Origin of the sequence: Bacillus cereus group sp. MYBK222-1 (genome assembly GCF_051916425.1) — a bacterium.
Lineage (GTDB): Bacteria > Bacillota > Bacilli > Bacillales > Bacillaceae_G > Bacillus_A > Bacillus_A paranthracis.
Window position 1 is genome coordinate 1,151,645 of sequence record NZ_JBQAGP010000001.1, and the last position, 21,419, is coordinate 1,173,063.

A 21,419-nucleotide genomic window follows, 5' to 3' on the forward strand; every position below is an offset into this window, starting at 1 on the left:
TGTTTTATAAAAGAATCAAAATATTGATAAAAAACTACAGTTAATCCGCTTCGCTAGTAGGCATACATTTCATTATAAAGGTAGTTGGCTTATTTTGGTTACAACTATAATTTCTTCTTTTATTGCATTTACTTCAACAAATATTGATGATATTTTTATACTCCTTGTTTTATTTTCACAAGTAAAGACAGGAGTATGTAAGGAAGAAGATAGAACTTTCCAGGGGAAAACTAAGATAAAAGAACTTTATATTGTTATTGGACAATATTTGGGGTTTAGTGTAATTATTTTTCTAAGTATTATTGGTTTCTTAAGCTCTTTTTTCATTCCTATATCGTGGATCGGATTATTAGGATTCGTGCCAATTTATATGGGGATTAAAGGACTATTCTCGCTTCGTTCTAACAAAAGTAATGAAGTCATTGATAACACTTCTGGCTCATTATTTAAAGTAGCTGCGATTACATTAGCTAATGGAGCTGATAATATCTCAATTTATATACCAATGTTCACTAGTCAATCCTTGGAAGCAAATTTCGTTACATTAATTATCTTTTTTTGCATGATAGCAATATGGTGTTTGATTGGCTACACATTGTTAAGGGCTCCTATTTTTGCTAAAGTACTTGAGAGAAATTGTCATATTATCGTTCCAATCGTTCTAATTGGTTTAGGAATGTTCATTCTTTTTCGCAGTAATACAATAGAATTATTTTACTAATACGTTCAAACTAACGGAAGTTTTAATTAAAAAGAATCAAACGCGGTAAGAAGCCGTACTACAAATAAAATGTAGTACGGCTTTTTTAAATTTTAGTGAAATGAAACAGTGCACTACGACAATTAAGTTAGACAGGATATTACGATTATTAAATTGAATAGATACTTTAAAAGGAGCGTGATAATTAAAATGAAAATAGTAAAACAATGGGTCCAAGAAGATAGTGATTACATAAGAGAAAAAGTAATTGAATATAATCAAAAACATATTTCAGATGAAGAGAAAAAGCCTTCAGAAAAAATTAGTTTTATAGTGAAAAATGAAAATGAAGAAATAGTAGGCGGAATAACTGGAATTACATTTTGGCACCACGTACATGTTGATTTCTTATGGGTTTCTGAAGAGTATAGACACGAAGGTTATGGAACCAAGTTAATAAAACTTATTGAAGAATTTGCACTTGAAAAAGAGTGTAGCCTAATCAATTTAGATACTTTTAGCTTTCAGGCACCTGCTTTTTATAAAAAACATGGATATAAAGTAATTGGAGTAAGTGAAGATCACCCTAAAGGGCATAATCGATACTATTTGGAAAAAAGGTTAGAAAATATATAGAATCCCAAAATGAATCAATCAAATCATAAAGAGCGTACGTTGAATAATTACTTTCAAAATACGTTCTTTTTATTTAGAAATGAAGGGGGATCAATTATTACCTTTACTAAGGGTAGATGAATGAAATACTCTATTAATTTTTTTATATTTTAAAACGATTAAATGGTAGAATGTAACAAAGACAGAAAATTCTCGTTATTGAAGGTGGACTTAGATGAAAAAAGTAAATGTTACATATGCGCTTTTATACGATAAAACAAATGAAAAGATCTTAATGGTAAAAAACAAAGGGAAGAATGGTTCTTATTACACACTACCAGGTGGTGCAGTTAAATTAGGAGAAACGTTAGAGGAGGCAGTCATTCGAGAAGTGAAAGAAGAAACCGGTCTACATATAACTGTAAATGGTATTTGTTACATTAGCGAAGCTTTTTTCGAGGAGAGAGGACACCATGCAATATTCTTTAATTTTTTAGGTGAAATAATCGGCGGGAAAACAAATATAACAAGGCCAAAAGAAATTGAAGAGATTACTTGGATGGAATTACATAGAGCAGAACCGCATTTACGTATACCAGAACACTTATTAAATATATTACAAAGGAAAGAAACAGTACCTTACTTTTTTAACGGAACAATCATTCATCAATCTTCATAAAACTATCATTTCATGTAAGGCGGGGAAAAAATGGAGTTTATCGTTAATCATAAACATTTCACTCAAGCACTTTCAGAAGTAAGTAAAGCAATATCTACGAAAGCTATAATTCCTATACTATCCGGTATAAAAATAACTGCAGATCAATCTGGAATTACTTTAATCGCAAGTAATTCAAATATTTTCATCGAAAAATTCATCCCTAGTTCCATGGATGACGAACAAATTACGACTACCTTAAAAGCAGGAACAATTGTTGTACCTGCAAAATACTTCATTGAAATTATAAAGAAAATGCCAAGCGATATAGTAATAAAAAGTAAGAATGAGCAAACAATTACCATACAATCAGAAGAAATCACATTAAACTTAAATGGCTTTCCAGCGAATGAATTTCCTAACGTACCACAAATAGACGATCATGCAGAAATACAAATAGAAACAAAACAATTGATTGATGCGTTTAAACAAACAGTCTTTGCAGTAGCGAAATTTGAATTTAAAATCTAATATAAAGAAAATAAGATATTCAAAGAGGAGAAGAGCCATGCAAAAGAAATTTATCAATCCAGAAACGATGCCACCAACTTTTGGATACTCACATGTAGTGGAAGTTAGTAACGCTAAACGAACGATTTACATATCTGGACAAGTAGCAATTAATATAGACGGTCAAATTGTTGGAATTAATGATTTAGCTACACAAACACGACAAGTATTTGAAAATATTAAAATCGCATTAGAAGCGTCAGACTTAAATTTCAATGATGTAGTAAAATTAACATTTTTCTTAACAGACATTTCTCAAATGGCCGTTGTTAGAGATATTCGAGATCAATACATTGACACTAATAATCCGCCAGCAAGTTCAGCTGTCGAAGTTAGAAAGTTAATTAACGATAACTTATTAATTGAAGTCGAAGCAATTGCTGTAGCAAACTAATTTTAAAAACTTATTATGAATCATATCCATGCAATTCGTTTAATGTGTTCATTTAAAACGAATTGCATTTTTTATTGTCTTAAATATAATTTATATCTGGAGACATTATCATCAACAACTCATAAAACAACAACAAATAAGCACACAATTGATTACACAGAATGAATCTGATGAAAAGGGAAGCGTAACAATACAAACTAACATATAATAAGTTTATTACTTTTATCCAGTTAACATAATATATATTATAGGCAGTTATAGAAACGAAGTAATACCAGGTATCAAAACCCAAGTAAACTATACTTAATGAGACGAAACAGAGATTTTTAGTGAGATTCACATAAAATCTTCTTTAAACGAATTTATACAGTTTTTGTCGTTTTTTAGTTATAAATTCATCACAGCAAATCTTAATCGATTATTGATTAAGATTTAACGAATCAAAAACATTTTTTGATCAGTAACAATTTTTTTATGCAGAAAAATCTTTTTACAAAATATAAATTAATAATTTTATTTTATGTTGTACTTTATAAATTTATTGCTATTTACACACGTTTTACAACTTTACATTATTTCTTGTTATTTCTGTTATTTACGCTTGACTTTTATTATTCGTATTATCTTACACTCTAGTTAACATAACGTTTATTTTTAACATAAAAAAATCTCCCTCACCTTCAGGAAGATTTTTTAGCTTGCTAGTATTTCATTTATATCTTTTTAGTAGCAATCCCAGTTGTAAATAACATTGGAAAAATCTAGATTTAACAAATCTTCTTTTTTAATAAAGAAATTAGCAACACCAGAATCTCCCCACATAATATTTAATGAGTCGTCTGTATCGATTTGTAGTAATAATATATCATGTTGTTGGTATTTTTCTTCCCATTCCCTTGGATCTGTCTGTGTAAAAAATGGATAACCACCAATTTTATGTCCGAAATCTTTACATAAATCATCATACAGTTCGCCTAATTCTGTATTATTTTCTTCATCAACAATTTCTTCCCAATCAATATCCTCACTAAACATCTTTTCAAATCGATAATCTCTAGATGTTATGGGTTGATAATCTAATTCAAATTGTAATTTTGCTGCTTCAGGTATGATAAAGTCTTCTATTTCTAAAATGTTTAAATAACTAAAATCAGTAATTACCTTATTTAAATCTTCAGTAATTTTAGAATGATAAATAATTCGAAAGTCTTTTTGGATTGTTGGGTGATCAAAATCTGCTCCATAAAGCTCATCATCAGTACTTACGAAAAACTGCAATATTCCTTTTTGGGGCATATATTCAACATGCGGAATTTCTTCAAAGTTTAACTGTGCAAGTAACATCATAGGTTGTCCATTTGAATCTTTAGGATGCTCTTGATCTATAGGTAAATACGGATAACCACCAAACTTACTTTCAAAAAGGGTTGTCTCTGCTAATGTTCCAGACACTTTAATATACGGTTTTACACTTTCTTCTAAAATACTACGATACTGCTCTAGTTCTTTCGGAATTTGAAGTTGATACGTATTCTTCATCACATTTGCCTCCCTTTCATAATGAATTGAAAATGCCTTACTTAATTATATAGCAAGAGATAGCTTCATGAAAAATTGTTAAAAGTCCGTTTTCACCCTCGTTTTTTGCGCACTTGCTGGACAAAGTAAATTATGTTCTAAAACCTTTTTATTAATAGTCCGAATTAAATTCGCTGCTTCTGCAGTATTTGTATTTTCTTTTAGTTTTTCTTTTAAGTCATCAATTTCCTTTGAAATCTCAATCCACCTAGGTAAAACATGATTATTTTTCAAAGTTCTATACAGTTGTTTTTCAGGATTGTACGAAAGATCTTTATCAAGATTCAGTGGTTTCCCTTTACCAGGTAAATTATCAAAAGACCCTTTCTTTTCTGCTTCTTTAACGATAGAACTAATATGATCCTCATACGTATAGGACCAAACTTTCTCATCTTTTACTAAAATCTCTTGCTTTTTTAGTTTTTTATCTAGTTCTTCTTGATTCATAGATTCTCTCTCCTTTTTATTTTTTAGTGTCGTTTTTGTAAGTTCTAATGCCCTTAATCCATCGAATAGCTTTTCTCGCCACCACACGCTATCATGTCCGCCTTGAAACTCTTCATAAGTGGTTTGGTATTTCTTTTCTTCTAAAGCTCTATATAGCCGTTTATTAGCCGTTAAAAGAGGTTCGTTTTCAAGTTCACCTACTGCTATGTAAGAATTGAGATGAGTCGTATTAAAATCTATTGATGAAATTTGATTTTCAATCCAAGGAATTGTATTTTCGTAATTATCCTTTTCCCAATGTACGGATCCAGACATTGACAACACATTTCCGAAAATATATGGATTTTGAAGTGCTGCATAAAAAGCTGCTAGGCCACCAAGACTGAAACCTGCAATTGTTGTATGTTTCGCTTCTTTATGCACACGATACTTAGCCTGAATCCACAGAAGTAATTCCTTCCTTAAAAATGTATTCATTTTATCGTTATAAGTTAGCTCTTCTAATCTATCAACAGGATCTATGGCAACAGCAATACACGATGGGATTTCTTTTTCGTAAATTAAATAATTAAGTGTTTTTGTGATTGAAAGGTCATTAATGAATGAATTCCCATCAAATACAATGAGAAGTTCTTGAAGATGTGAAGTGTGAGAATAATCATGAGGCGTATAAATATGAATTTTACGTGTGTTATTTAAAATCGAACTATAAAAAGAATATGTTTCAATCTTTCCGGATGGATAATCATTTGAAGGAAAACGACTGCTATACTGCACTTCCATATCTATTTTTAACACAGACGCTTTATTGGCACCTTCTCCAAATACATTTTCATTGAATGGGTCTAGTCGGTACTGTTCACTACGCTTTCTCCAATCATTTTTGAAAAAATCATTTACTGTAAAATAATAAGTTGAAATGAACCTTTTATTCGTCCTAAACGTAACATACCAAATATCTGTCTGTAACAATCGTTGTAATTGATTTACAGACAGATCCCAACCAGGAAAACTACCGACTACATAAACATTTTCAGTATTTTGATCACCTAACCATATATACGTTATAAGTTTATACTGATTATCTATAGGACATTGTTCTACTAGTGGTGTATGATTTGACTTGATTTCATCCAAAAAAGTATAAAGAGCTTTTTCGTTTCCATTCTTTAATTGATTTTTAAGCTTCTCTAACTTAGGACTGATTATTGTAGTCACCTCTCTTCCTCCTTTGTAGTATTCTATATGTAGTTTTTCATTAGAATCCCTATATAAAAGTAGTCGTAAGTTATGTGTTTAGAGAAGTTATTGATTAGAAAAATGATCAATTGCTTGAATAGAAAGTTCCAATGATTTTATTCTTCTTTCTAAAAGAGTTCTTTGAGGACTCCCGAGCTTTGACTTAACATAAATCTTTTCAATTGATGGAAGCAAACCAATTAGAACATTTCGAGCGTCTGCTAAATCCTCTTGCGTGTAATGATGGGTTTCTTGATTCCAAATACTTTCTAACATAGCTAAGCCGATACTAGCTGCTTTGAGTCTTTTTTTCACTAAAGTAGTGTTTGAGCCTTTTTGAGTCATTTGAGATAGCGCATTTTCAAGTTTACGGATTGTTGACTGTAAAGATTTAATTGATTCTACTTTATCTACATTTGATACGTTTTCCATATTAAACCTGTCCCTTCTTCGTTTCTAAATTAGTTTTCTTGATATTTGATAATACCATTTAGAAGCGAATTTTACTCGAAATATTTGAGTTGGACATGAATTGAAAGGAAAACAGCTAACAAACTTCTATCTCCTCCCTCACACATTCTCTATATGTACTTCTTTTTTCTCGTTAAAATACCTACATGGACAAGTTGTTAATATTGAATATTTTATGAACAAAAAACGTACAAGTAGCACCGCTTGTACGTTTTTAATCAGTAAGGTAATAAAGTAATAACTTTCGAGTCTTTTCATAATTCATGAAATCTCTATACAAAATGGGATACTTCATAATCTCTGTTTCTAAAAAACGATATTGTGGAAACCATTCAAAAAAAGATTTCCTTAGCCACTTTATTTGATTGAACACAATCTCCTGTTCATTATTATTAAGCACGTAACTTAAAGTACCTGCTGTATGCATCCAATAATAATTTAAATCAGCGCTTATACAATCATCTTCTGTAAACATATTATTAAAATCTTTTCGTATTTTTCGAATGTCACAATTCGGAAACGGTTTATGCAGTGGACTATGCATTTTCTGCAATTCATTAAAAATAACCCTTTTTCCTAACTTCAACTTTCCACTCCTTTAGTTTTCTATCCAATTTAATAAGTTTTCATAATGATATTGAGCATCTGTATAGCCAAGATTATATAAATTAACGAGCTTTTCTTTACTTCTTTCTATTCCGCTTATTGGAAGCTGTACGCTAGGCTGAATAATATAAAAGTTGTCTTTTTGTTCTATTTGATTCATATAAGATATCGTCTCATTATAAAAACGATAATGTTCTACTAAAGATTGTGCGATATTTGGATATTTCCTATATAAAATTTTAGCTAGGCTAGAAAATTTATTTCGTTGCTTCTCATATCCTTCTGGTTTTGTCATAATTACAACATTCTTTTCATAACCATCAGTTTGCGCTTTTAAAACCGGAATAGGATCTATAATTCCTCCATCTAGTAATTTTCGATTATCATATTCTACAGCAGGCGCTATAAACGGTACTGAGCTAGATGCACGAATGATTTTTAAAATATCATTTCCGTGTTCTGCTTTATTATAATAAATAGCTTGTCCTGATTTGCAGTCAGTCGTTCCTATAACAAACTGTTCATTTGAGTTTAAGAAAGTTTGAAAATCAAACGGTACAATTTTATTCGGTACTTCATCAAATAAAAAATCCATTCCAAATAATTCACGTTTTCGAATTAAATTTCGATAAGATATATAGCGATGATCTGCTACTAACTCTGTATTTACTTTTTTATTTCTCCCTTTTTGACGTGATAAATAAGTTGCTCCCATACAAGCTCCGGCGGATACGCCCACTACATAAGGGAAAAATAAGTTCTTTTCCATAAAATATTCGAGTACGCCTGCAGTATATAAACCTTTCATTCCTCCGCCTTCTAATACTAAACCGATATTTTTCATGCTATATCCCTCTGCTTCTTTTTTCTTACTTACATATTAGCATAAGATATTAAGATGAGGTTGTATAAAAGGATTACAACAATAGCCAGAAACTACTAATGTAATATCATAACTTCACACCGAGTTGCATGGTACAATATAAGTAACACATTCCACAAATAATGGAGGAGGAATTTCCTATGGGTTTATTTAGCGGTATTTTAGGAAATGCATCAAATACGAGTACAGAAAGTGTAGAACGTGATTTAGAGAAGATTATGTTAGACGATGAGAAAGTTGAACATGCTTATAAATTAATTCGTGATTTAATTGTATTCACAAATCGTCGTCTTATTTTAGTAGATAAACAAGGAATATCAGGTAAAAAAACTGAGTATCATTCAATCCCTTATAAAAGCATTACACAATTTAGCATTGAAACAGCTGGGCATTTTGATTTAGACGCTGAACTTAAAATTTGGGTATCTAGTTTGAGCACGCCAATTACGAAAGAATTTAAAGGTGACGATAGTGTTTTAAGCATTCAAAAAGCGTTGGTAACATATACGACGAAATAGTGTATTTTTGCATGTTTATTCATTTTAAAAATTACTAATCCGATTATTTTGGAAGAATATACATTAAAATTGTATATTTAATCTAAAATAACATAAAAAGGTAAAGCGTATTTTAAACGCTTTACCTTTCTTTTTTGTAATAAATAAGTGTAGTTTTATCATTTAATTTCTTAGTTACTTCTGTTCTTTTATATCCCATCTTTTCGTATAGAAAACAATTTCTTTCTTCTTCTAAAATCGTAGCAAGTTCAAAACTTCGTGCTTCTGGAAACATCTCTTCAATTAAAATAAGTACCTTCTGAGCAATTCCTTTCCCTTGATAGATTGGATGAATAAACATTGGACTGATCCAAAATTTATAAGGTAGTTCTTTTTGGGATATACATATCGCTCCAACAAGTTTCGAATCTATTATCATCTTATAAAAATTACTGCTGGGATTATTTATTCTAAATATAGTTTTTTCAATAGATTCATTTGCTGGGTTTGTTTCATAGTCTTTATATTTATTTAATAAAGGGTTAAATGAGTCTATTTGCATTTGAAATAAAACTGCTGCATCACTTTCTGTTGCCTTCTCTAATGTAATCTCCATGTTACCAATTTAGTCGTTTTCTTAATGAAGTTATATGAGCTGTATGATGACGACCATGCCATGCATATAGTCCAATTGCAGCAGCAAGTTTTGTTTCACCAGTATCTGGATGGTTAAATGTCTTTTCTAAATCTTCAAGTTCTAAAGAATATAAAAGGTTAACCCATCTTTTATGTAATGACTCTAACATTACTAATGAAACATCTACTGGTAATTTAGAATCAGGTAATTCTGCCCACTTTTCTTCTTTATATGGTTTAATCGTTGGATTCTTTTCTGTTAGTGCTAATTTAAAGCGTATGTAGCTATTCATGTGGCTGTCAACAACGTGATGGACTACTTGACGAACTGTCCATCCACCAACGCGGTACGGTGTGTCTAACTGCTTCTGATCTAAATCTTTAATAGCTTTCGTTAGTTCATTAGGTAAATCTTCAATTTCTTGAATCCATGTATCTATCATGTCTTCCGTTATAGGACGTTTGTATGTAAATTGCCCAATTGGATATCGTAAATCATTCATGAATAAGTCCCCCTTCTTATAAGCGCGAAGTATTTCTCCAAATATAATGTACAAAATTCACCTGTTCCCCATTCAATTGTACAGATGTTGTATCTGCTTCGTTTTGATAAGAAGAAAACCCGCTTTTTTCTAGTACAATTTGTGATGCAAGATTATTAGAAGTTGTTTTAGCATGAACCTCATTAATTTCATTATTTTTTGCTACGTCTAAAATTAATTTTACGGCTGCAGTTGCAACTCCTTTTTTAGTAAATTTTTCTCCGACCCGATAACCTAACGAACTGATTCGAGTCTCCGAATCTATATCTATTAAATTTATTCTTCCTACAATTTCATTTTCTTCGTTACGAATTAAATAAAAATAAGATTCTCCATCCGCCTGTTCTATTAATAAATCATCTAGTAGTTTTTGAAAATATTCAAAATCAAAATATTGCGAGCCACGATTAGGTACCATTGTTTCAAAAAAAGACTTATTCGTAAGTTCAAACGTAAATAAATCCTTAGCATCGTGTTTCTTTAATTGTTCTATGTATATTTTCATTTCGATTACCCCTTCTATATCTACTAACTGTTATATATTCTTTTTTAATCAACTATTTTCCTGCTATTTCTTTCGTTTTAATAACACAGCAAGTAGCACTTTTGGATGAAATAGGTGAAATGGACTACGAATTAAATTCATCACTCGTACTAACCGAATATAAACATCAGAATTACTTGCGGATAGTCGATATATTTGTTTCGTATACCATAGCTGAAATTTTTGTTTTGTAGTTAATTCTCTCTGTAGCTGCGGGTGACGTGATATTTCCGTTGTTGTCATATCCCAAGGGGTTTCTATTATAGTAGCTGCCTTTTTATAAAATTGTTTTGTAAATGTTTTATCAAGTTGTTTTCTACCTTGCAGAAGTAATTGCAACTGGTGAGCTTCCATAGCTGCAACGGAAACACCTTGACCGAAAACAGGATCAAAACGACAGTGTGCATCTCCAACGACTAATAATCCTTCTGGCATATTTGTAGTGAGATCAAATCTCCGACGTACTTGATAAGGAATTTTATACGTTTTGATATCTGAAATTGCCACAGCTTTGTTAAGAAAATCTGTAACATTAGAAATTGATAGGTTTTCAGCAAAATCATAAAACTCATCATCTGTTTGTGGTGCTTTCTCACTTGCATACCCGCTGAAAGTAACAAAATAACGATTATCCTCAATCGTTTGAATAAGAACACCATGCGGATTGTCAGGGAAACTTGGAGACATTAGCATATTACAGCAGTCTAACTCCTCATTTTCTTTAAGTTTAAACATTTTCGTTGCGTAAAATAAATTAATACGAACTTTCTCTTCTTGTACTTCAATTTCGTATTCTCGTAGCCACTCTATACTTTTTGAACTAAATCCACTTGCATCAACAACAATATCTGCATGTATTTCTTCTTGTATGCCTGTCTCTAAACATTTAACTTTTACTCCACATACTTTGTTAGCCTTTCTGTCTACTATTAACCCTTCCACTAGTGTTTTAAATTTACTGGTGATATTTGAAATTTGATGTATTCGTTTTTGAATATGCCATTCAAGCAAAAACCTACTTTGTTGAATCATATGTACTTCTCCTGTGAATGGCTGTTTCCATAAACCAAATTGATGCCATTTTAAATCGCGAGTAAAGTTATTTACGATACTACCTGCTTCTATTAATTCGTTCGTAATATTTGGAAACAATTCCTCAATGGCGTTTTCTCCGCCTTTTAATAACACATGAGGATGATTACTTTGTGGAACTCTTTTTCTCGAAGACTTTCCATCCCATCTTTCACCAGCTTCTATAATGATTATTTCTTTAAAAGAAGTTGATAATGCTTTTGCTGCGAACTTTCCTGCCATACTTCCACCAATAACGATAGCCTTATTAAACATGTTTTCCCCCTTAATAAAAAGAGATCCTGCCTTGTATGAATGAAACAGGATCTTAAACAAATTAACTTCTTTATCATTATACTTAAAATACATCAGTAAATTGCAACGTTAAAATTAAAATACCTAATCCCCATACGTAATACGCGAATACTTTTAAAGAGTGACGTTTTAAATATTGAATCATCCATGAAACGGCTATGTATCCAAAAAACGCTGCTGATAACGTTCCGACAATTAAAGATGTACTAGAAATAGATTCTGCTTTCCCTTGAAAAACATCTGCAAATTGCAAAATGATAGCTCCGACAATAGCTGGCGTTGATAATAAAAAGGAAAAGTAAGCAGCGGTTTCGCGGTCTAACTTCCTCCATAATGCAGCGACGATTGTCATACCAGAACGAGAAATAGCCGGAAAAATAGCCGCTGCTTGAAATGAACCGATGATAAATGCATCTTTATATGTAATGTCATCCATTTTTTTACGACCATTCTTTTGTTTATCCGCCATGTAGAGGAAGAATCCGGTCACTAAAAACTCCCAACCAATCGTAATACCTGTTTTTGAAATATCCTCAAAAAAGTCTTTAAATAACAACCCTATTACAACCGCAGGTATCGTCCCAACAATAAGTAGTAGCATCAGCTTTGAAAACGGATTTTTGATTAAATATATAAATTCTTTTTTGTAATAAATAAACACCGCAAGTAAAGTCCCAATGTGCAGCATCGTATCTAAAAACAATCCTGCTTCATCTAATTGAAACAAATGCCTTCCTAAATAAAGATGACCTGTACTACTTATCGGTAAAAACTCTGTTAAACCTTGTATGATCCCTAATATAAAAGCTTCTAACCAATTCATGATGGGCCCCTTTCTTGTTTGCTTGTACCAATATATGAAGGTTAAATTTTCGATATGAAAAAAACTATATTTCCCTATGAATTTACTTTCAATTCATGGATATATATGTAAAAAGGGATGAGGAGGCTTACTATGCGGAAACATACAAAATTCGGCAATGTATTACTGTGGATAGGACCTATCCTTGTATTTGTAGGGTTATGTATGACAAATGTTATTTCTGATATTCCTTTCTTTTTTGGAAAACATAAAACAATTGGAATTGTACTTATATGTATAGGTGTAGTTTGTTTTATTGTTGCTAATCATTTAAAAAAAGGAGAAAAATATGAGGGATAAATCTAACTAAAAAAACAATCCCAGTATATGTGCTAGGATTGTTTTTTTATTGCTTATTTATAGAATACTTTATCAACGTTATATTTTGCTTTGTATTCATTAATGATATATGTTTCGTAAATTTCTCTTTCTGTTGGATCTTCTACGATACATGCATCAATGCGGTATACTTCATCACGGTGGTTTTTGATTGGAGAAACATTATCTTCAAAATGCTTCTTAATACGTTGTCTAATTTTACGAGCTTTACCTACGAAAAGTAGTTCGTCATTAATATTGTAAAACATAAAAATGCCGCCTTTATCTCTAGGGAACAAGTGGAAATCGATAAAACCATTGATTGGCGTAATTCTTGGCTCGTCTCCTCTAATAACTTGTTTACGTTCAGTAATTGTAACATCAACTTCAGGGATACTAATTTTAATCAAGTTCATTCACGTCCTCTTTTATTATAAAGATAAATAATAGCATACATATGTAAGAAAAGCTACGTTCATAGCCATATTTCATTTTATAATTCAAATATTATAGGTGTATCATGTAAACTCTTCTTCCAAATCATATGATCACTTGATTCTCCCCAATAATCTTTCAGTACATAATTAGGCTTTCCAAACTTCTTTGTCCATATACTTTGCGCTTTTTTGTATCCACTATCTAAACAGTACTCTGTTATACCTTTGCTAAGTAACGTAAGAAATATTGCATTTAGTAGTAAACTCCCGATACCCTTTTTTTGATACTCCGGCAGTATAAAAACAGTTCCTATTTCATACAAATCCTTAAGTACACCGCCTGTACAACTATTAATCAATGTACTTGCTGGACCAACTTCAATTGTACCAATGATTTTATCGTTATTTGTATCTATTGCTAATAAAAAGTAACGTTTTTCTCCATTACTATCAAAATCTGTTTTCAAATATTGCTTTTTCATGTCAATTTCATTTTCTATGTCATCCAATAGTTGTGATAATCCTTCGTCTTTATATGTATTCGTAATAACTATACGGAAAAATAAGTGTAGTTCCTCTAAATCATCCGAATTTGGTCTCCTAATTGCAACGTTATACATGTTTTAAGTCTCCATTCCATACAAGTGTTAAAACCATACTCTATATACTCTATTCAACAATATTCTACAAAGCCCTGCATAGATCCAGCAGTATAGAAAGCTCAGTATAAATATTGATAAAATAATTTTTATATCCATAGTTGTATGAATAGTAGGACCAAGTACTGGAAAACGGAAAATATCGAGAACTATCATAATTCCTATAAGTAGACAAATTGCAGAAAAGGAAACAACCCAAATTCTCCTCTTGAATTGTATAAAGGAAAGCCCTAAGGCTATACCTAATAAACCTGTAGTAAAAGGAAAAACAATTAGTTCACTTGGCTCAATAATAAATAATAGGAGAATAGTAAGGAAATAAGAAAGTACTCCCTCACGAATAGAGTAGCAAATCGCCAAAAAAATTGGTAACGTCGCAAAAGGGCTAATAAATAACCCTATACCAGGAATTAAGTTACCTGCTGCTTGAAACATGGTGGCCAAAGCACTCATTAAAGCTGTAATGACTACTTTATTTGCTAGGGATAATTTTCTTTTATGAACAAAGTCCCCATTATTCTTTATCATAAGTTGACACCAATAACGTACAAATCGATTCATTAAAATACCCCCTAAAGATATCTCATCCATCACTTTCTATCTTATTCATACACTAGTGGTTTATGAGCTGTGTTCTACTTGTAATGAGTTACTATACAATAAAAGGCTTTTAGGGGGAGAACTTGTACGTTTTAAAACAAAGGGAATTCCTTGTACGATTAAACTACGAGTGTATATCGTATTAAGGGATAATTTCAAAAATGGTACCTTTGTTAAAATCAGTTACTTTCATAGAACCGTAAACTCCTAAATATAACCTAGTTTGATCCAAATTTGTTCCTAAACTCATATAATAAGCTGATTGCGTACCAAAATCATAATCAGTTTCAATAACATGAAAATCAGTATGTTTACCATCTGTACCTGCTCTAGTATATGCTAATACACCTTTAACTGGCGGCCGAGACTCTTCTTTTCTAGCAAGGTCAGTAAACACAACACTACCATGTAAATTCGGGATTGCAGTTCCTATATATGGTTGAACGCCTGTTAGTGAAGTTCCTCCAAACTTATCCAGTCTTGGATCTTTATGAAAATAACTAATGAGTGGCTGAATTCGCTTCACTGATGTTTCTATTGTTTCATTATAATAAGCCATTGTTCTCTCATCAAAAGTAGGATTTTCAGAACAGTGTTTTATAAAAGAAGTAGGCAATTCTCCTTCCCATCCTCTCCAACCAAAATTAATAAATCCATCTTGATTGGGGGTGAGTCTCATTACATGCATTTGAACAAGTTCGGTAACCCGGATTGGTTTATATTGAACAAATGAAAAAATAGACTCTACAATATCCTGTCCGACATTACCTGCATATTTAATATACTGATTATAAAACCTTTGGAATGAAATACCGGTTATATTACGAACACCTTTCGCAATTACTGTAAGTGTTTCTTGTATAGATAGAGGAAGTTCATTAAAGCGTGTAACGACTGGAGGATTATTTATGAATGTATTTTTACTTACATCGATTTCAATAATTTTACCTGCTATTTCTAAATCATCTTGGCTTAAATTGAACGGATCATAACCCGAGCCGCCATCTCCATTTGTAAAAACAAGTTTCCCCGTCTCTGGAGAAAAGTTTAAAGTATTTACTCCATTATGATTAAAAAATGGGCGTTTTATATTAAGTAATGTTCTACGTTTTTGAGGGTGACCGTTTGATTGTAAAATCCATTCTTCAATTGTATCGATATGATCATATTGCGTATCTCTATTTAGCCATTTTAAATTTAAAGTTTTCGGGTCACAAGGATTCGGTTTAAATTGTTCAGAAAGTGCACTAGGTCCTTGAGTGCCAGCGACAGAATAATGAAGATAAAATAAACCGTTTTGATAAAATTGTGGATGAAATGCTAGTCCTAGCAATCCTCGTTCATCATAACCACTACTAGAGACACCTTCTTCAGATGTGCCTAATTTTATAATTCGTTGACGAATATTTAAAAATGTTTTTATGACGTCATCTCCTATGTAAAAAACCTCTCCTAATTGCGTTGCGATAAATAGCCTTTCAGCCGATTCACCGGGAAGAATTGCTGTTTTTATTACAGTGGGTAAATTTATGTTATGAACAATGGGTCGTAAACGAACTTTAACTTTTGTCAATTAACTTTACACCCCTTTATATTCTTTTTAATAGAAGAGTATGATTAGAGGGATCTTATTAGTATCAAAAAGAGCAATTCCTTTTTATTACAATTTTGTATATAATATAATTATAAATAAACTAGGAGGGCTACTTATGACACTTTTACTCCAAATCATCTTACCGCTTATATTTGCACTATATTTATTTACCCTCTATCGTAATACAACTATTGAAAAATCTGCTTTTCTTTTAGCGGTCATTATTGGGATTTTTGGATTAGAGAACATTTTTCAGCATGCTAATCTAACAGATCATGCTATTTATCCATATTGGGGCAGTTTGAAGGCTGTTGTTATTATTTTATCAGTCGTATTTCTATTTAAAAAAGATGGTTTAACAGGAAAATATTGATTTATAATGCTGTACATATTTTATTGTTAAACTGCTTTTAATTTATAAAAAAGAAATGTTTATGTAAAAACACGAAGGGATGTGTTACATATGTCTATAAATATTATTTCTATAGTTTCTATAATAATATGGATTGTGTTGATTACAGAACTTATAAAACCTTCAAAAGAACAGAATGGACGAAAAATAGTAATGTTATTAACTGCTGGTTCCGCATCAACACTTATTTTGACGATTTCATTTATTCAAAATATCTCGTTTTGGGATTGATAGTGATATAACTAGCAAAAATATGTATGCATAAAAAAGATTAGGACCGTACATCTCTAATATGTACGGTCCTTTTGTTTACTAGCGGTTCACTTATAAGTATTACAACTTGAATTTCTTTTTAAGCTTCTTATATTTTCTATACGAACGTCTAACAATGTTTAACATAAAATACGGAATTTTAACAGGGAAAGGCAATTTATAAATGAAAGGCAAATAAAATGTAAAATATGCCTTTTCTAGATCTCTCCACTTACTATCTTCATTTGTTTTTAAGAAATCAGATACATCGACTACATATCCCCTTCCTTTTTCCATCATCACATTTTTCCCGTGAACATCGCAGGGGGTTAATCCTTGTTCTCTTGCATACTCTAAAGCTTTATTGATATCAAGGATCACCTGCTTAGGGATTTTAATCCCTTTATGAACAGCATCGTATAAGGTAATTTCTTTTAACCGTTTCAATACTATGAAATTTTCTCCTTTATAAATAAGCTTTGAATAAGAAGGATGATTTCCGATTTTGCGGTATACTTCTGATTCTTTTTCAATGCCTTCTCCTTCTCGTGCGTAAACTTTCACTACCCAATCTTTGTATTCTTTGTGCATGAATACTGCGGCATAATTACCTTTTCCTAAACACTTCCAAAGTCTAGGAATATCTTTAACTACTACAGGCTCGGATTCATCCTCGCTTCTTATGCTTATCTCTTTTAATAATTCATTCTTTATCAATCCCACAAAACAATTTATACTCATCATTTCCACTCCGGTTTTGCTAAAAGGGGACTTACCCACATTTTAACGAAAATATACACTAAGCGAATTTTAGCATAAAACGAGTCATCTTTCTTCTTCAAATAAAAAGATGACTCGTTTTATTTGAACTGTTGAATACTTAATATGTATTCCGCTATTCAGAGTCAAAAACCATACAATAAAAAAATATTTCTAACTATTTTTATTTTTTCAGGGGTAACTGTATAGAAAAAACTTGCTACATATGAAGAATAGTAAGTTTTTTAATTGTTCAATTCTTGTTCCACTAACGTCTTTGCTAATACTTTTACTATTTTAATAGTCTTTTGTTTAATTCCCACAATGCTGTTTTGTTGCTATCCCACTTCAAATACGTTATGGCTTCCTCAAAGCATAACCATTTATAATGTAAGTGTTCTTTAGATAATGAGATGTTTTTTGTAGGTACTTTAACTCCAAACGAAAATTCTTTTATTACATAAACGTCATCTCCCCAAAGGAATTCTCCAACTACATCCTCTACTGGTAGTGAAGACACAGAATCTAATTGTATATATGAACATTCTCTTGTAATACCAGCCTCTTCAAACGCTTCACGTTTTGCTGATTCAATAGGAATCTCACCGTCTTCTCCACCACCAGCTATTCCTTGCCAATAACCATAATCACTTCGGTTGAAAATCGCATATTGAATAGAATCGTCAGTTTTTATATAAGGAAATATTAATACTTGATATGGTGCTCTCATTACTTAACCTCCTCTCAAAAAAAGCTTTAAATAAATAGAAATAAAGAGCAAACATCACAATTCTACATTAATAATGCAAGTTTATGGTGTCGGCTCTTTATTTTTAAAGAATTTCATTTTTCGTAAACAGTCTTACTCTGAACGGAGAAAAAACTACTTATTTCCTATCGAATTTGCTTAGTGTATTTTTTCATACCCGATGTTATTCAATTGCGCCCGCAACGTCATAATCATTTAAATCTAACTCAATTGGTTGTCCCAGCGCTAACTTAGCAAGTTCTGATCCTAAATATGGACCTGCAGTTAAACCTGAGGCACCTAATCCGTTTGCAACGAGAATACCTTCAAAGTTAGGAAGCGGGCCAATTACAGGTAAGAACCCTGGTGTGAATGGTCTAAATCCAACTCTCGTTTCAAGCATAGTAGCATTTTCTAAGCCAGGTGCAACTGTTAATGCTTTATGGAATACTTCATTTAAACCACCAGCCGTTACACGGTGATCGAAACCAGTATCATTCTCATGTGTTGCACCAATTACGACATGGCCATTGTCAAATGTTAAAATGTATTGATCATTTGGCGGCATAACAACTGGCATATTTTCTGTTGCTATATTTTCCATTTGCAGGTGAACAATTTGTCCTTTTTGAAACGTAACTAAGAAATTAATTCCTAATGGGTTTAAGATTTCATTCGCCCATGCACCTGCAGTTACAATAACCTTTTCTGCTAGAATTGTTTTATCGTTTACTTTAACACCCGTAATCTGACTACCTTCACAGACTAATACTGCATTGCCTTTTATAAAAGTTGCACCATGTTTTTTCGCAGCGCTTATTAATGCGTTGCGTAATAATCTTCCATTTACTCGTGCAGCACCACTAATATGAACAGAACTATATTCTTCTGATAATGCTGGGAATAATTTTTTCGTTTCTTCAGCTGATAAACGCGTAATTTCACCAATCTCTGGTGCATCTTCACGGCGCTTATAAGCTCGCTCTTCCATTTGATCTAGTTTTTTCTCATCAGTATGTAAACTAATTGCACCTACACGGTTATAACCTGTATCCGTTTCACCGTCTTCTTCTAATTGCTGAATTAACGAAGAATAGTAACGTGCACCGCCTTTAACGATTTTATACCATGCTTTATTACGACGTTGTGAAAGCCATGGACAGACAATACCTGCTGCTGCATCTGTTGCTTGACCTACTTGTTGACGATCCACGATAGTAACGTTCGCGCCAGCCTTAGCAAGATGGTAAGCAGTAGACGCTCCTAAAATACCAGCTCCAACTACAATATACGATTTCATTTCAAACACCTTTTCTCTTTTGCTAATTATTTAAATATAAGAACATACTTTAGTATACTGAAAGGAATCCTTTTTACAATGTGCTAAGCTCAATTAATTGTTGCATCATTGTGAATTACCTAGTTTTACTTTTTCTTTTTACGAAATAATTCAATTGTTTTATATCCTTGGGAAAGAATTTCGATCATTTTCTCAAGACGTTTTTCACGTGTTTTTTCTTGTTTTACAGAAAATAAATTACGTGCCCAATCTTTTTGATATCCAGGTGTTAAACTTTGATAAAACTTAAGTTCATTTGGGTGATTAGCTAATAAAGCTTCAACATCTTGAATTCGATCTGCATAATCAGCTACACATTGGCTCATTGCAGGCGTTTTTGTCGCTTTTTTCTTCTCACGCTTTAAACCTACAACAGTAAAGATGTCATCCATACTTACCATTCGTGCAAATTTAATATCGCTTTCTCCCACATATCCATCTTCTCCAACGTTTAATGCTGGAAACATCTCATCACGGTGAATAAACGTACTGTAGCGAGAATTACCCTTTTTCGGATATGCAATGAATATGTATCCTTTTTCAATTAGTAATTCTTCATTAATAATAATAAAATTTGTTTGTTTCACCATTTCATCCAGTGTTTCTACAAAAATAAAAATAGCATCGTGTTCTTTTGAAAATGTAGTTTCTTTCCCGGTAAAAATATCATAATCACTTGGTTCATTAATTACGACCATATTTGTATACTTATTAAGCTTTAATTTATCGATTATTGACATAAAAATCTTCCTTTACATTTAAAATTCATTGTTTATCCTTTTTTATACTGTTCTAGTGTATTATATCTATTAAGAAAATCAAACTTTAATAATTGTTTTAAATTAAAATAACCGATTCTTCATAAGAACCGGCTAGCTATTTGTTTTATCATAACTCAATAGCAAATAAAGTATATAAAAGCTCTTTATATTGATCTTCTGTAATTTCACGTTTCGCTTTTTCACCATGAACTATTTCAGTTAAACTAGTATTTGTTAAAGAGACATGGCCAGAGTCCGTCAATTTGACTGCAATTGGGCCCTTATTGAAAATAGATTTCTCATCTTCTATTACTCTTTTTTGAACATCATTCACTACTATTTCATCAATGATACGATTATAAAAAGCATGACATACTTTCCACTCACCGTTTGTATCTTTTCTTTCTAGAACGTAATTCCCTTTACTCGTATCTTTTCGTCTCACTCGATACGTACCATTTTTAGAAGAAACAGCCTCACCAGTAAAAGGTACAGGGACTAGAGGTACTAATGAAGCAATACCTACATCAATTACGTATCGTACGTTATCATAATTTAGAATAATCGTTATATGTCCATTCTCAAGTGCCCATGCGTTTATATCATTTTTATATACGGTACCTAATGCGAGTTGTACATCATAACCACAATCTTTTAAAAAGTAATAAAAAAGCGTATTTAATTCATAACAAAGTCCACCGCGGGATGTACTTAAAATTTTATTCTGTAAATTTTCCATAGTAATTGTATTCGTGTTACTTGCTATAACATCTAAATTCTCAAATGGTATAGTGTGTGCAAATGCAAAAAGAATTGTATTTAATTCTTCAAACTTCACTTTAGTACGCTTTGCAAGATTCAATCTTGTAAAAAGCTTATGTTGTAGACTTGTCATAGTCAGCACCCCTTAAA

At 31.7% G+C, this 21,419-nt stretch carries 26 protein-coding genes and 2 pseudogenes; 9 read left to right on the forward strand and 19 right to left on the reverse strand.

Annotated features, from left to right (window positions below; translation table 11 throughout):
• Positions 1-94 precede the first annotated feature (94 nt).
• The 5 genes and pseudogenes from ACTFR9_RS05845 to ACTFR9_RS05865 all read left to right on the forward strand — a co-directional run bounded on the left by ACTFR9_RS05845 (position 95) and on the right by ACTFR9_RS05865 (position 2,937).
• Positions 95-721: a cadmium resistance transporter gene (locus ACTFR9_RS05845; protein WP_073536480.1), complete on the forward strand. Its 627-nt coding sequence runs from the start codon at positions 95-97 to the stop codon at positions 719-721.
• A 189-nt stretch (positions 722-910) separates the two neighbouring features.
• Entirely contained in the window at positions 911-1,336 is a 426-nt protein-coding gene (locus ACTFR9_RS05850) for a GNAT family N-acetyltransferase (RefSeq protein WP_000706719.1), read from the forward strand.
• Positions 1,337-1,550: 214 nt separating this feature from the next.
• On the forward strand, positions 1,551-1,994 hold the full coding sequence (locus tag ACTFR9_RS05855; protein ID WP_000757642.1) for an NUDIX hydrolase: 444 nt from the start codon (positions 1,551-1,553) through the stop codon (positions 1,992-1,994).
• Between the two features lie 30 nt (positions 1,995-2,024).
• Positions 2,025-2,492, forward strand: a pseudogene (locus tag ACTFR9_RS05860) (DNA polymerase III subunit beta); the annotation flags it as partial.
• A gap of 49 nt (positions 2,493-2,541) precedes the next feature.
• Entirely contained in the window at positions 2,542-2,937 is a 396-nt protein-coding gene (locus ACTFR9_RS05865; protein ID WP_061184299.1) for a RidA family protein, read from the forward strand.
• Between the two features lie 723 nt (positions 2,938-3,660).
• Here ACTFR9_RS05865 and ACTFR9_RS05870 read toward each other — a convergent pair.
• From ACTFR9_RS05870 to ACTFR9_RS05890, 5 genes are all read right to left on the reverse strand, one after another.
• Positions 3,661-4,476: a YwqG family protein gene (locus tag ACTFR9_RS05870; RefSeq protein WP_061130446.1), complete on the reverse strand. Its 816-nt coding sequence runs from the start codon at positions 4,474-4,476 to the stop codon at positions 3,661-3,663.
• A gap of 78 nt (positions 4,477-4,554) precedes the next feature.
• Entirely contained in the window at positions 4,555-6,180 is a 1,626-nt protein-coding gene (locus ACTFR9_RS05875; RefSeq protein WP_229136321.1) for a DnaJ family domain-containing protein, read from the reverse strand.
• An 87-nt stretch (positions 6,181-6,267) separates the two neighbouring features.
• Positions 6,268-6,633 carry a hypothetical protein gene (locus ACTFR9_RS05880; RefSeq protein WP_000432681.1) on the reverse strand — a complete coding sequence of 122 codons (366 nt, stop codon included), beginning with the start codon at positions 6,631-6,633 and terminating at the stop codon, positions 6,268-6,270.
• Between the two features lie 253 nt (positions 6,634-6,886).
• Positions 6,887-7,258, reverse strand: coding sequence for a YxiJ-like family protein (locus ACTFR9_RS05885; protein ID WP_000765966.1), 372 nt, complete (start codon positions 7,256-7,258; stop codon positions 6,887-6,889).
• Between the two features lie 12 nt (positions 7,259-7,270).
• A complete protein-coding gene (locus tag ACTFR9_RS05890) occupies positions 7,271-8,122 on the reverse strand; it encodes a patatin-like phospholipase family protein (RefSeq protein ID WP_000789271.1) in 852 nt (283 codons plus the stop codon).
• Between the two features lie 179 nt (positions 8,123-8,301).
• Between ACTFR9_RS05890 and ACTFR9_RS05895 the strand changes: the two genes are divergently transcribed.
• Positions 8,302-8,679, forward strand: a complete 378-nt coding sequence (locus tag ACTFR9_RS05895) for a PH domain-containing protein (RefSeq protein ID WP_000522480.1) — start codon at positions 8,302-8,304, stop codon at positions 8,677-8,679.
• A 121-nt stretch (positions 8,680-8,800) separates the two neighbouring features.
• On the opposite strand, the pseudogene ACTFR9_RS05900 reads toward ACTFR9_RS05895, so the two are convergent.
• The 5 genes and pseudogenes from ACTFR9_RS05900 to ACTFR9_RS05920 all read right to left on the reverse strand — a co-directional run.
• Positions 8,801-9,274: pseudogene (locus tag ACTFR9_RS05900) on the reverse strand (GNAT family N-acetyltransferase); the annotation flags it as partial.
• A gap of 1 nt (position 9,275) precedes the next feature.
• Complete coding sequence (locus tag ACTFR9_RS05905) at positions 9,276-9,797, reverse strand: YfiT family bacillithiol transferase (protein ID WP_000999059.1); 522 nt, start codon at positions 9,795-9,797, stop codon at positions 9,276-9,278.
• A gap of 16 nt (positions 9,798-9,813) precedes the next feature.
• Complete coding sequence (locus ACTFR9_RS05910) at positions 9,814-10,341, reverse strand: GNAT family N-acetyltransferase (protein WP_000708331.1); 528 nt, start codon at positions 10,339-10,341, stop codon at positions 9,814-9,816.
• Between the two features lie 63 nt (positions 10,342-10,404).
• Complete coding sequence (locus ACTFR9_RS05915; protein WP_000482040.1) at positions 10,405-11,727, reverse strand: FAD-dependent monooxygenase; 1,323 nt, start codon at positions 11,725-11,727, stop codon at positions 10,405-10,407.
• 82 nt (positions 11,728-11,809) lie between these two features.
• Positions 11,810-12,589: an undecaprenyl-diphosphate phosphatase gene (locus tag ACTFR9_RS05920; protein ID WP_001104267.1), complete on the reverse strand. Its 780-nt coding sequence runs from the start codon at positions 12,587-12,589 to the stop codon at positions 11,810-11,812.
• Positions 12,590-12,721: 132 nt separating this feature from the next.
• On the opposite strand from ACTFR9_RS05920, the gene ACTFR9_RS05925 reads away from it, so the two are divergent.
• A complete protein-coding gene (locus tag ACTFR9_RS05925; RefSeq protein WP_001225592.1) occupies positions 12,722-12,928 on the forward strand; it encodes a hypothetical protein in 207 nt (68 codons plus the stop codon).
• 53 nt (positions 12,929-12,981) lie between these two features.
• Here ACTFR9_RS05925 and ACTFR9_RS05930 read toward each other — a convergent pair whose 3' ends face one another.
• The 4 genes from ACTFR9_RS05930 to ACTFR9_RS05945 all read right to left on the reverse strand — a co-directional run bounded on the left by ACTFR9_RS05930 (position 12,982) and on the right by ACTFR9_RS05945 (position 16,215).
• Positions 12,982-13,362, reverse strand: coding sequence for a nucleotide excision repair endonuclease (locus ACTFR9_RS05930; RefSeq protein ID WP_001048949.1), 381 nt, complete (start codon positions 13,360-13,362; stop codon positions 12,982-12,984).
• A 77-nt stretch (positions 13,363-13,439) separates the two neighbouring features.
• The gene (locus ACTFR9_RS05935; protein WP_000282917.1) at positions 13,440-14,003 is read right to left on the reverse strand and encodes a GNAT family N-acetyltransferase; all 564 of its coding nucleotides are present in this window, start codon (positions 14,001-14,003) and stop codon (positions 13,440-13,442) included.
• 27 nt (positions 14,004-14,030) lie between these two features.
• The gene (locus ACTFR9_RS05940; protein ID WP_001079219.1) at positions 14,031-14,603 is read right to left on the reverse strand and encodes a hypothetical protein; all 573 of its coding nucleotides are present in this window, start codon (positions 14,601-14,603) and stop codon (positions 14,031-14,033) included.
• Positions 14,604-14,784: 181 nt separating this feature from the next.
• A complete protein-coding gene (locus ACTFR9_RS05945) occupies positions 14,785-16,215 on the reverse strand; it encodes a PQQ-dependent sugar dehydrogenase (RefSeq protein WP_000169969.1) in 1,431 nt (476 codons plus the stop codon).
• A 136-nt stretch (positions 16,216-16,351) separates the two neighbouring features.
• Between ACTFR9_RS05945 and ACTFR9_RS05950 the strand changes: the two genes are divergently transcribed.
• Both ACTFR9_RS05950 and ACTFR9_RS05955 read left to right on the forward strand, forming a co-directional pair.
• Positions 16,352-16,609, forward strand: a complete 258-nt coding sequence (locus ACTFR9_RS05950) for a hypothetical protein (RefSeq protein ID WP_000173554.1) — start codon at positions 16,352-16,354, stop codon at positions 16,607-16,609.
• A 90-nt stretch (positions 16,610-16,699) separates the two neighbouring features.
• On the forward strand, positions 16,700-16,879 hold the full coding sequence (locus tag ACTFR9_RS05955; protein WP_000026321.1) for a hypothetical protein: 180 nt from the start codon (positions 16,700-16,702) through the stop codon (positions 16,877-16,879).
• Positions 16,880-16,981: 102 nt separating this feature from the next.
• On the opposite strand, the gene ACTFR9_RS05960 is transcribed toward ACTFR9_RS05955, so the two are convergent.
• From ACTFR9_RS05960 to ACTFR9_RS05980, 5 genes are all read right to left on the reverse strand, one after another.
• Positions 16,982-17,644 carry a serine/threonine protein kinase gene (locus tag ACTFR9_RS05960; protein ID WP_025991654.1) on the reverse strand — a complete coding sequence of 221 codons (663 nt, stop codon included), beginning with the start codon at positions 17,642-17,644 and terminating at the stop codon, positions 16,982-16,984.
• A 307-nt stretch (positions 17,645-17,951) separates the two neighbouring features.
• On the reverse strand, positions 17,952-18,389 hold the full coding sequence (locus ACTFR9_RS05965; protein WP_001202607.1) for an NUDIX hydrolase: 438 nt from the start codon (positions 18,387-18,389) through the stop codon (positions 17,952-17,954).
• Positions 18,390-18,591: 202 nt separating this feature from the next.
• Positions 18,592-19,707 (reverse strand): NAD(P)/FAD-dependent oxidoreductase, encoded by a 1,116-nt coding sequence (locus tag ACTFR9_RS05970; RefSeq protein ID WP_002170227.1) that lies wholly within the window; start codon positions 19,705-19,707, stop codon positions 18,592-18,594.
• A 125-nt stretch (positions 19,708-19,832) separates the two neighbouring features.
• A complete protein-coding gene (locus ACTFR9_RS05975) occupies positions 19,833-20,486 on the reverse strand; it encodes a YdeI/OmpD-associated family protein (protein ID WP_229136320.1) in 654 nt (217 codons plus the stop codon).
• A gap of 148 nt (positions 20,487-20,634) precedes the next feature.
• A complete protein-coding gene (locus ACTFR9_RS05980; RefSeq protein ID WP_000202773.1) occupies positions 20,635-21,402 on the reverse strand; it encodes an arylamine N-acetyltransferase family protein in 768 nt (255 codons plus the stop codon).
• Positions 21,403-21,419 lie beyond the last annotated feature (17 nt).

Coding starts and splice junctions, on each gene's coding strand:
- ACTFR9_RS05970 (WP_002170227.1), bottom strand. CDS start 19,707: ATGAAATCGTATATTGTAGTTGGAGCTGGTATTTTAGGAGCGTCTACT.
- ACTFR9_RS05910 (WP_000708331.1), bottom strand. CDS start 10,341: ATGAAAATATACATAGAACAATTAAAGAAACACGATGCTAAGGATTTA.
- ACTFR9_RS05880 (WP_000432681.1), bottom strand. CDS start 6,633: ATGGAAAACGTATCAAATGTAGATAAAGTAGAATCAATTAAATCTTTA.
- ACTFR9_RS05960 (WP_025991654.1), bottom strand. CDS start 17,644: ATGATGAGTATAAATTGTTTTGTGGGATTGATAAAGAATGAATTATTA.
- ACTFR9_RS05935 (WP_000282917.1), bottom strand. CDS start 14,003: ATGTATAACGTTGCAATTAGGAGACCAAATTCGGATGATTTAGAGGAA.
- ACTFR9_RS05975 (WP_229136320.1), bottom strand. CDS start 20,486: ATGTCAATAATCGATAAATTAAAGCTTAATAAGTATACAAATATGGTC.
- ACTFR9_RS05895 (WP_000522480.1), top strand. CDS start 8,302: ATGGGTTTATTTAGCGGTATTTTAGGAAATGCATCAAATACGAGTACA.
- ACTFR9_RS05855 (WP_000757642.1), top strand. CDS start 1,551: ATGAAAAAAGTAAATGTTACATATGCGCTTTTATACGATAAAACAAAT.
- ACTFR9_RS05950 (WP_000173554.1), top strand. CDS start 16,352: ATGACACTTTTACTCCAAATCATCTTACCGCTTATATTTGCACTATAT.
- ACTFR9_RS05925 (WP_001225592.1), top strand. CDS start 12,722: ATGCGGAAACATACAAAATTCGGCAATGTATTACTGTGGATAGGACCT.
- ACTFR9_RS05890 (WP_000789271.1), bottom strand. CDS start 8,122: ATGAAAAATATCGGTTTAGTATTAGAAGGCGGAGGAATGAAAGGTTTA.
- ACTFR9_RS05965 (WP_001202607.1), bottom strand. CDS start 18,389: ATGAGAGCACCATATCAAGTATTAATATTTCCTTATATAAAAACTGAC.
- ACTFR9_RS05980 (WP_000202773.1), bottom strand. CDS start 21,402: ATGACAAGTCTACAACATAAGCTTTTTACAAGATTGAATCTTGCAAAG.
- ACTFR9_RS05940 (WP_001079219.1), bottom strand. CDS start 14,603: ATGAATCGATTTGTACGTTATTGGTGTCAACTTATGATAAAGAATAAT.
- ACTFR9_RS05865 (WP_061184299.1), top strand. CDS start 2,542: ATGCAAAAGAAATTTATCAATCCAGAAACGATGCCACCAACTTTTGGA.
- ACTFR9_RS05920 (WP_001104267.1), bottom strand. CDS start 12,589: ATGAATTGGTTAGAAGCTTTTATATTAGGGATCATACAAGGTTTAACA.
- ACTFR9_RS05930 (WP_001048949.1), bottom strand. CDS start 13,362: ATGAACTTGATTAAAATTAGTATCCCTGAAGTTGATGTTACAATTACT.
- ACTFR9_RS05905 (WP_000999059.1), bottom strand. CDS start 9,797: ATGAATGATTTACGATATCCAATTGGGCAATTTACATACAAACGTCCT.
- ACTFR9_RS05870 (WP_061130446.1), bottom strand. CDS start 4,476: ATGAAGAATACGTATCAACTTCAAATTCCGAAAGAACTAGAGCAGTAT.
- ACTFR9_RS05955 (WP_000026321.1), top strand. CDS start 16,700: ATGTCTATAAATATTATTTCTATAGTTTCTATAATAATATGGATTGTG.
- ACTFR9_RS05850 (WP_000706719.1), top strand. CDS start 911: ATGAAAATAGTAAAACAATGGGTCCAAGAAGATAGTGATTACATAAGA.
- ACTFR9_RS05915 (WP_000482040.1), bottom strand. CDS start 11,727: ATGTTTAATAAGGCTATCGTTATTGGTGGAAGTATGGCAGGAAAGTTC.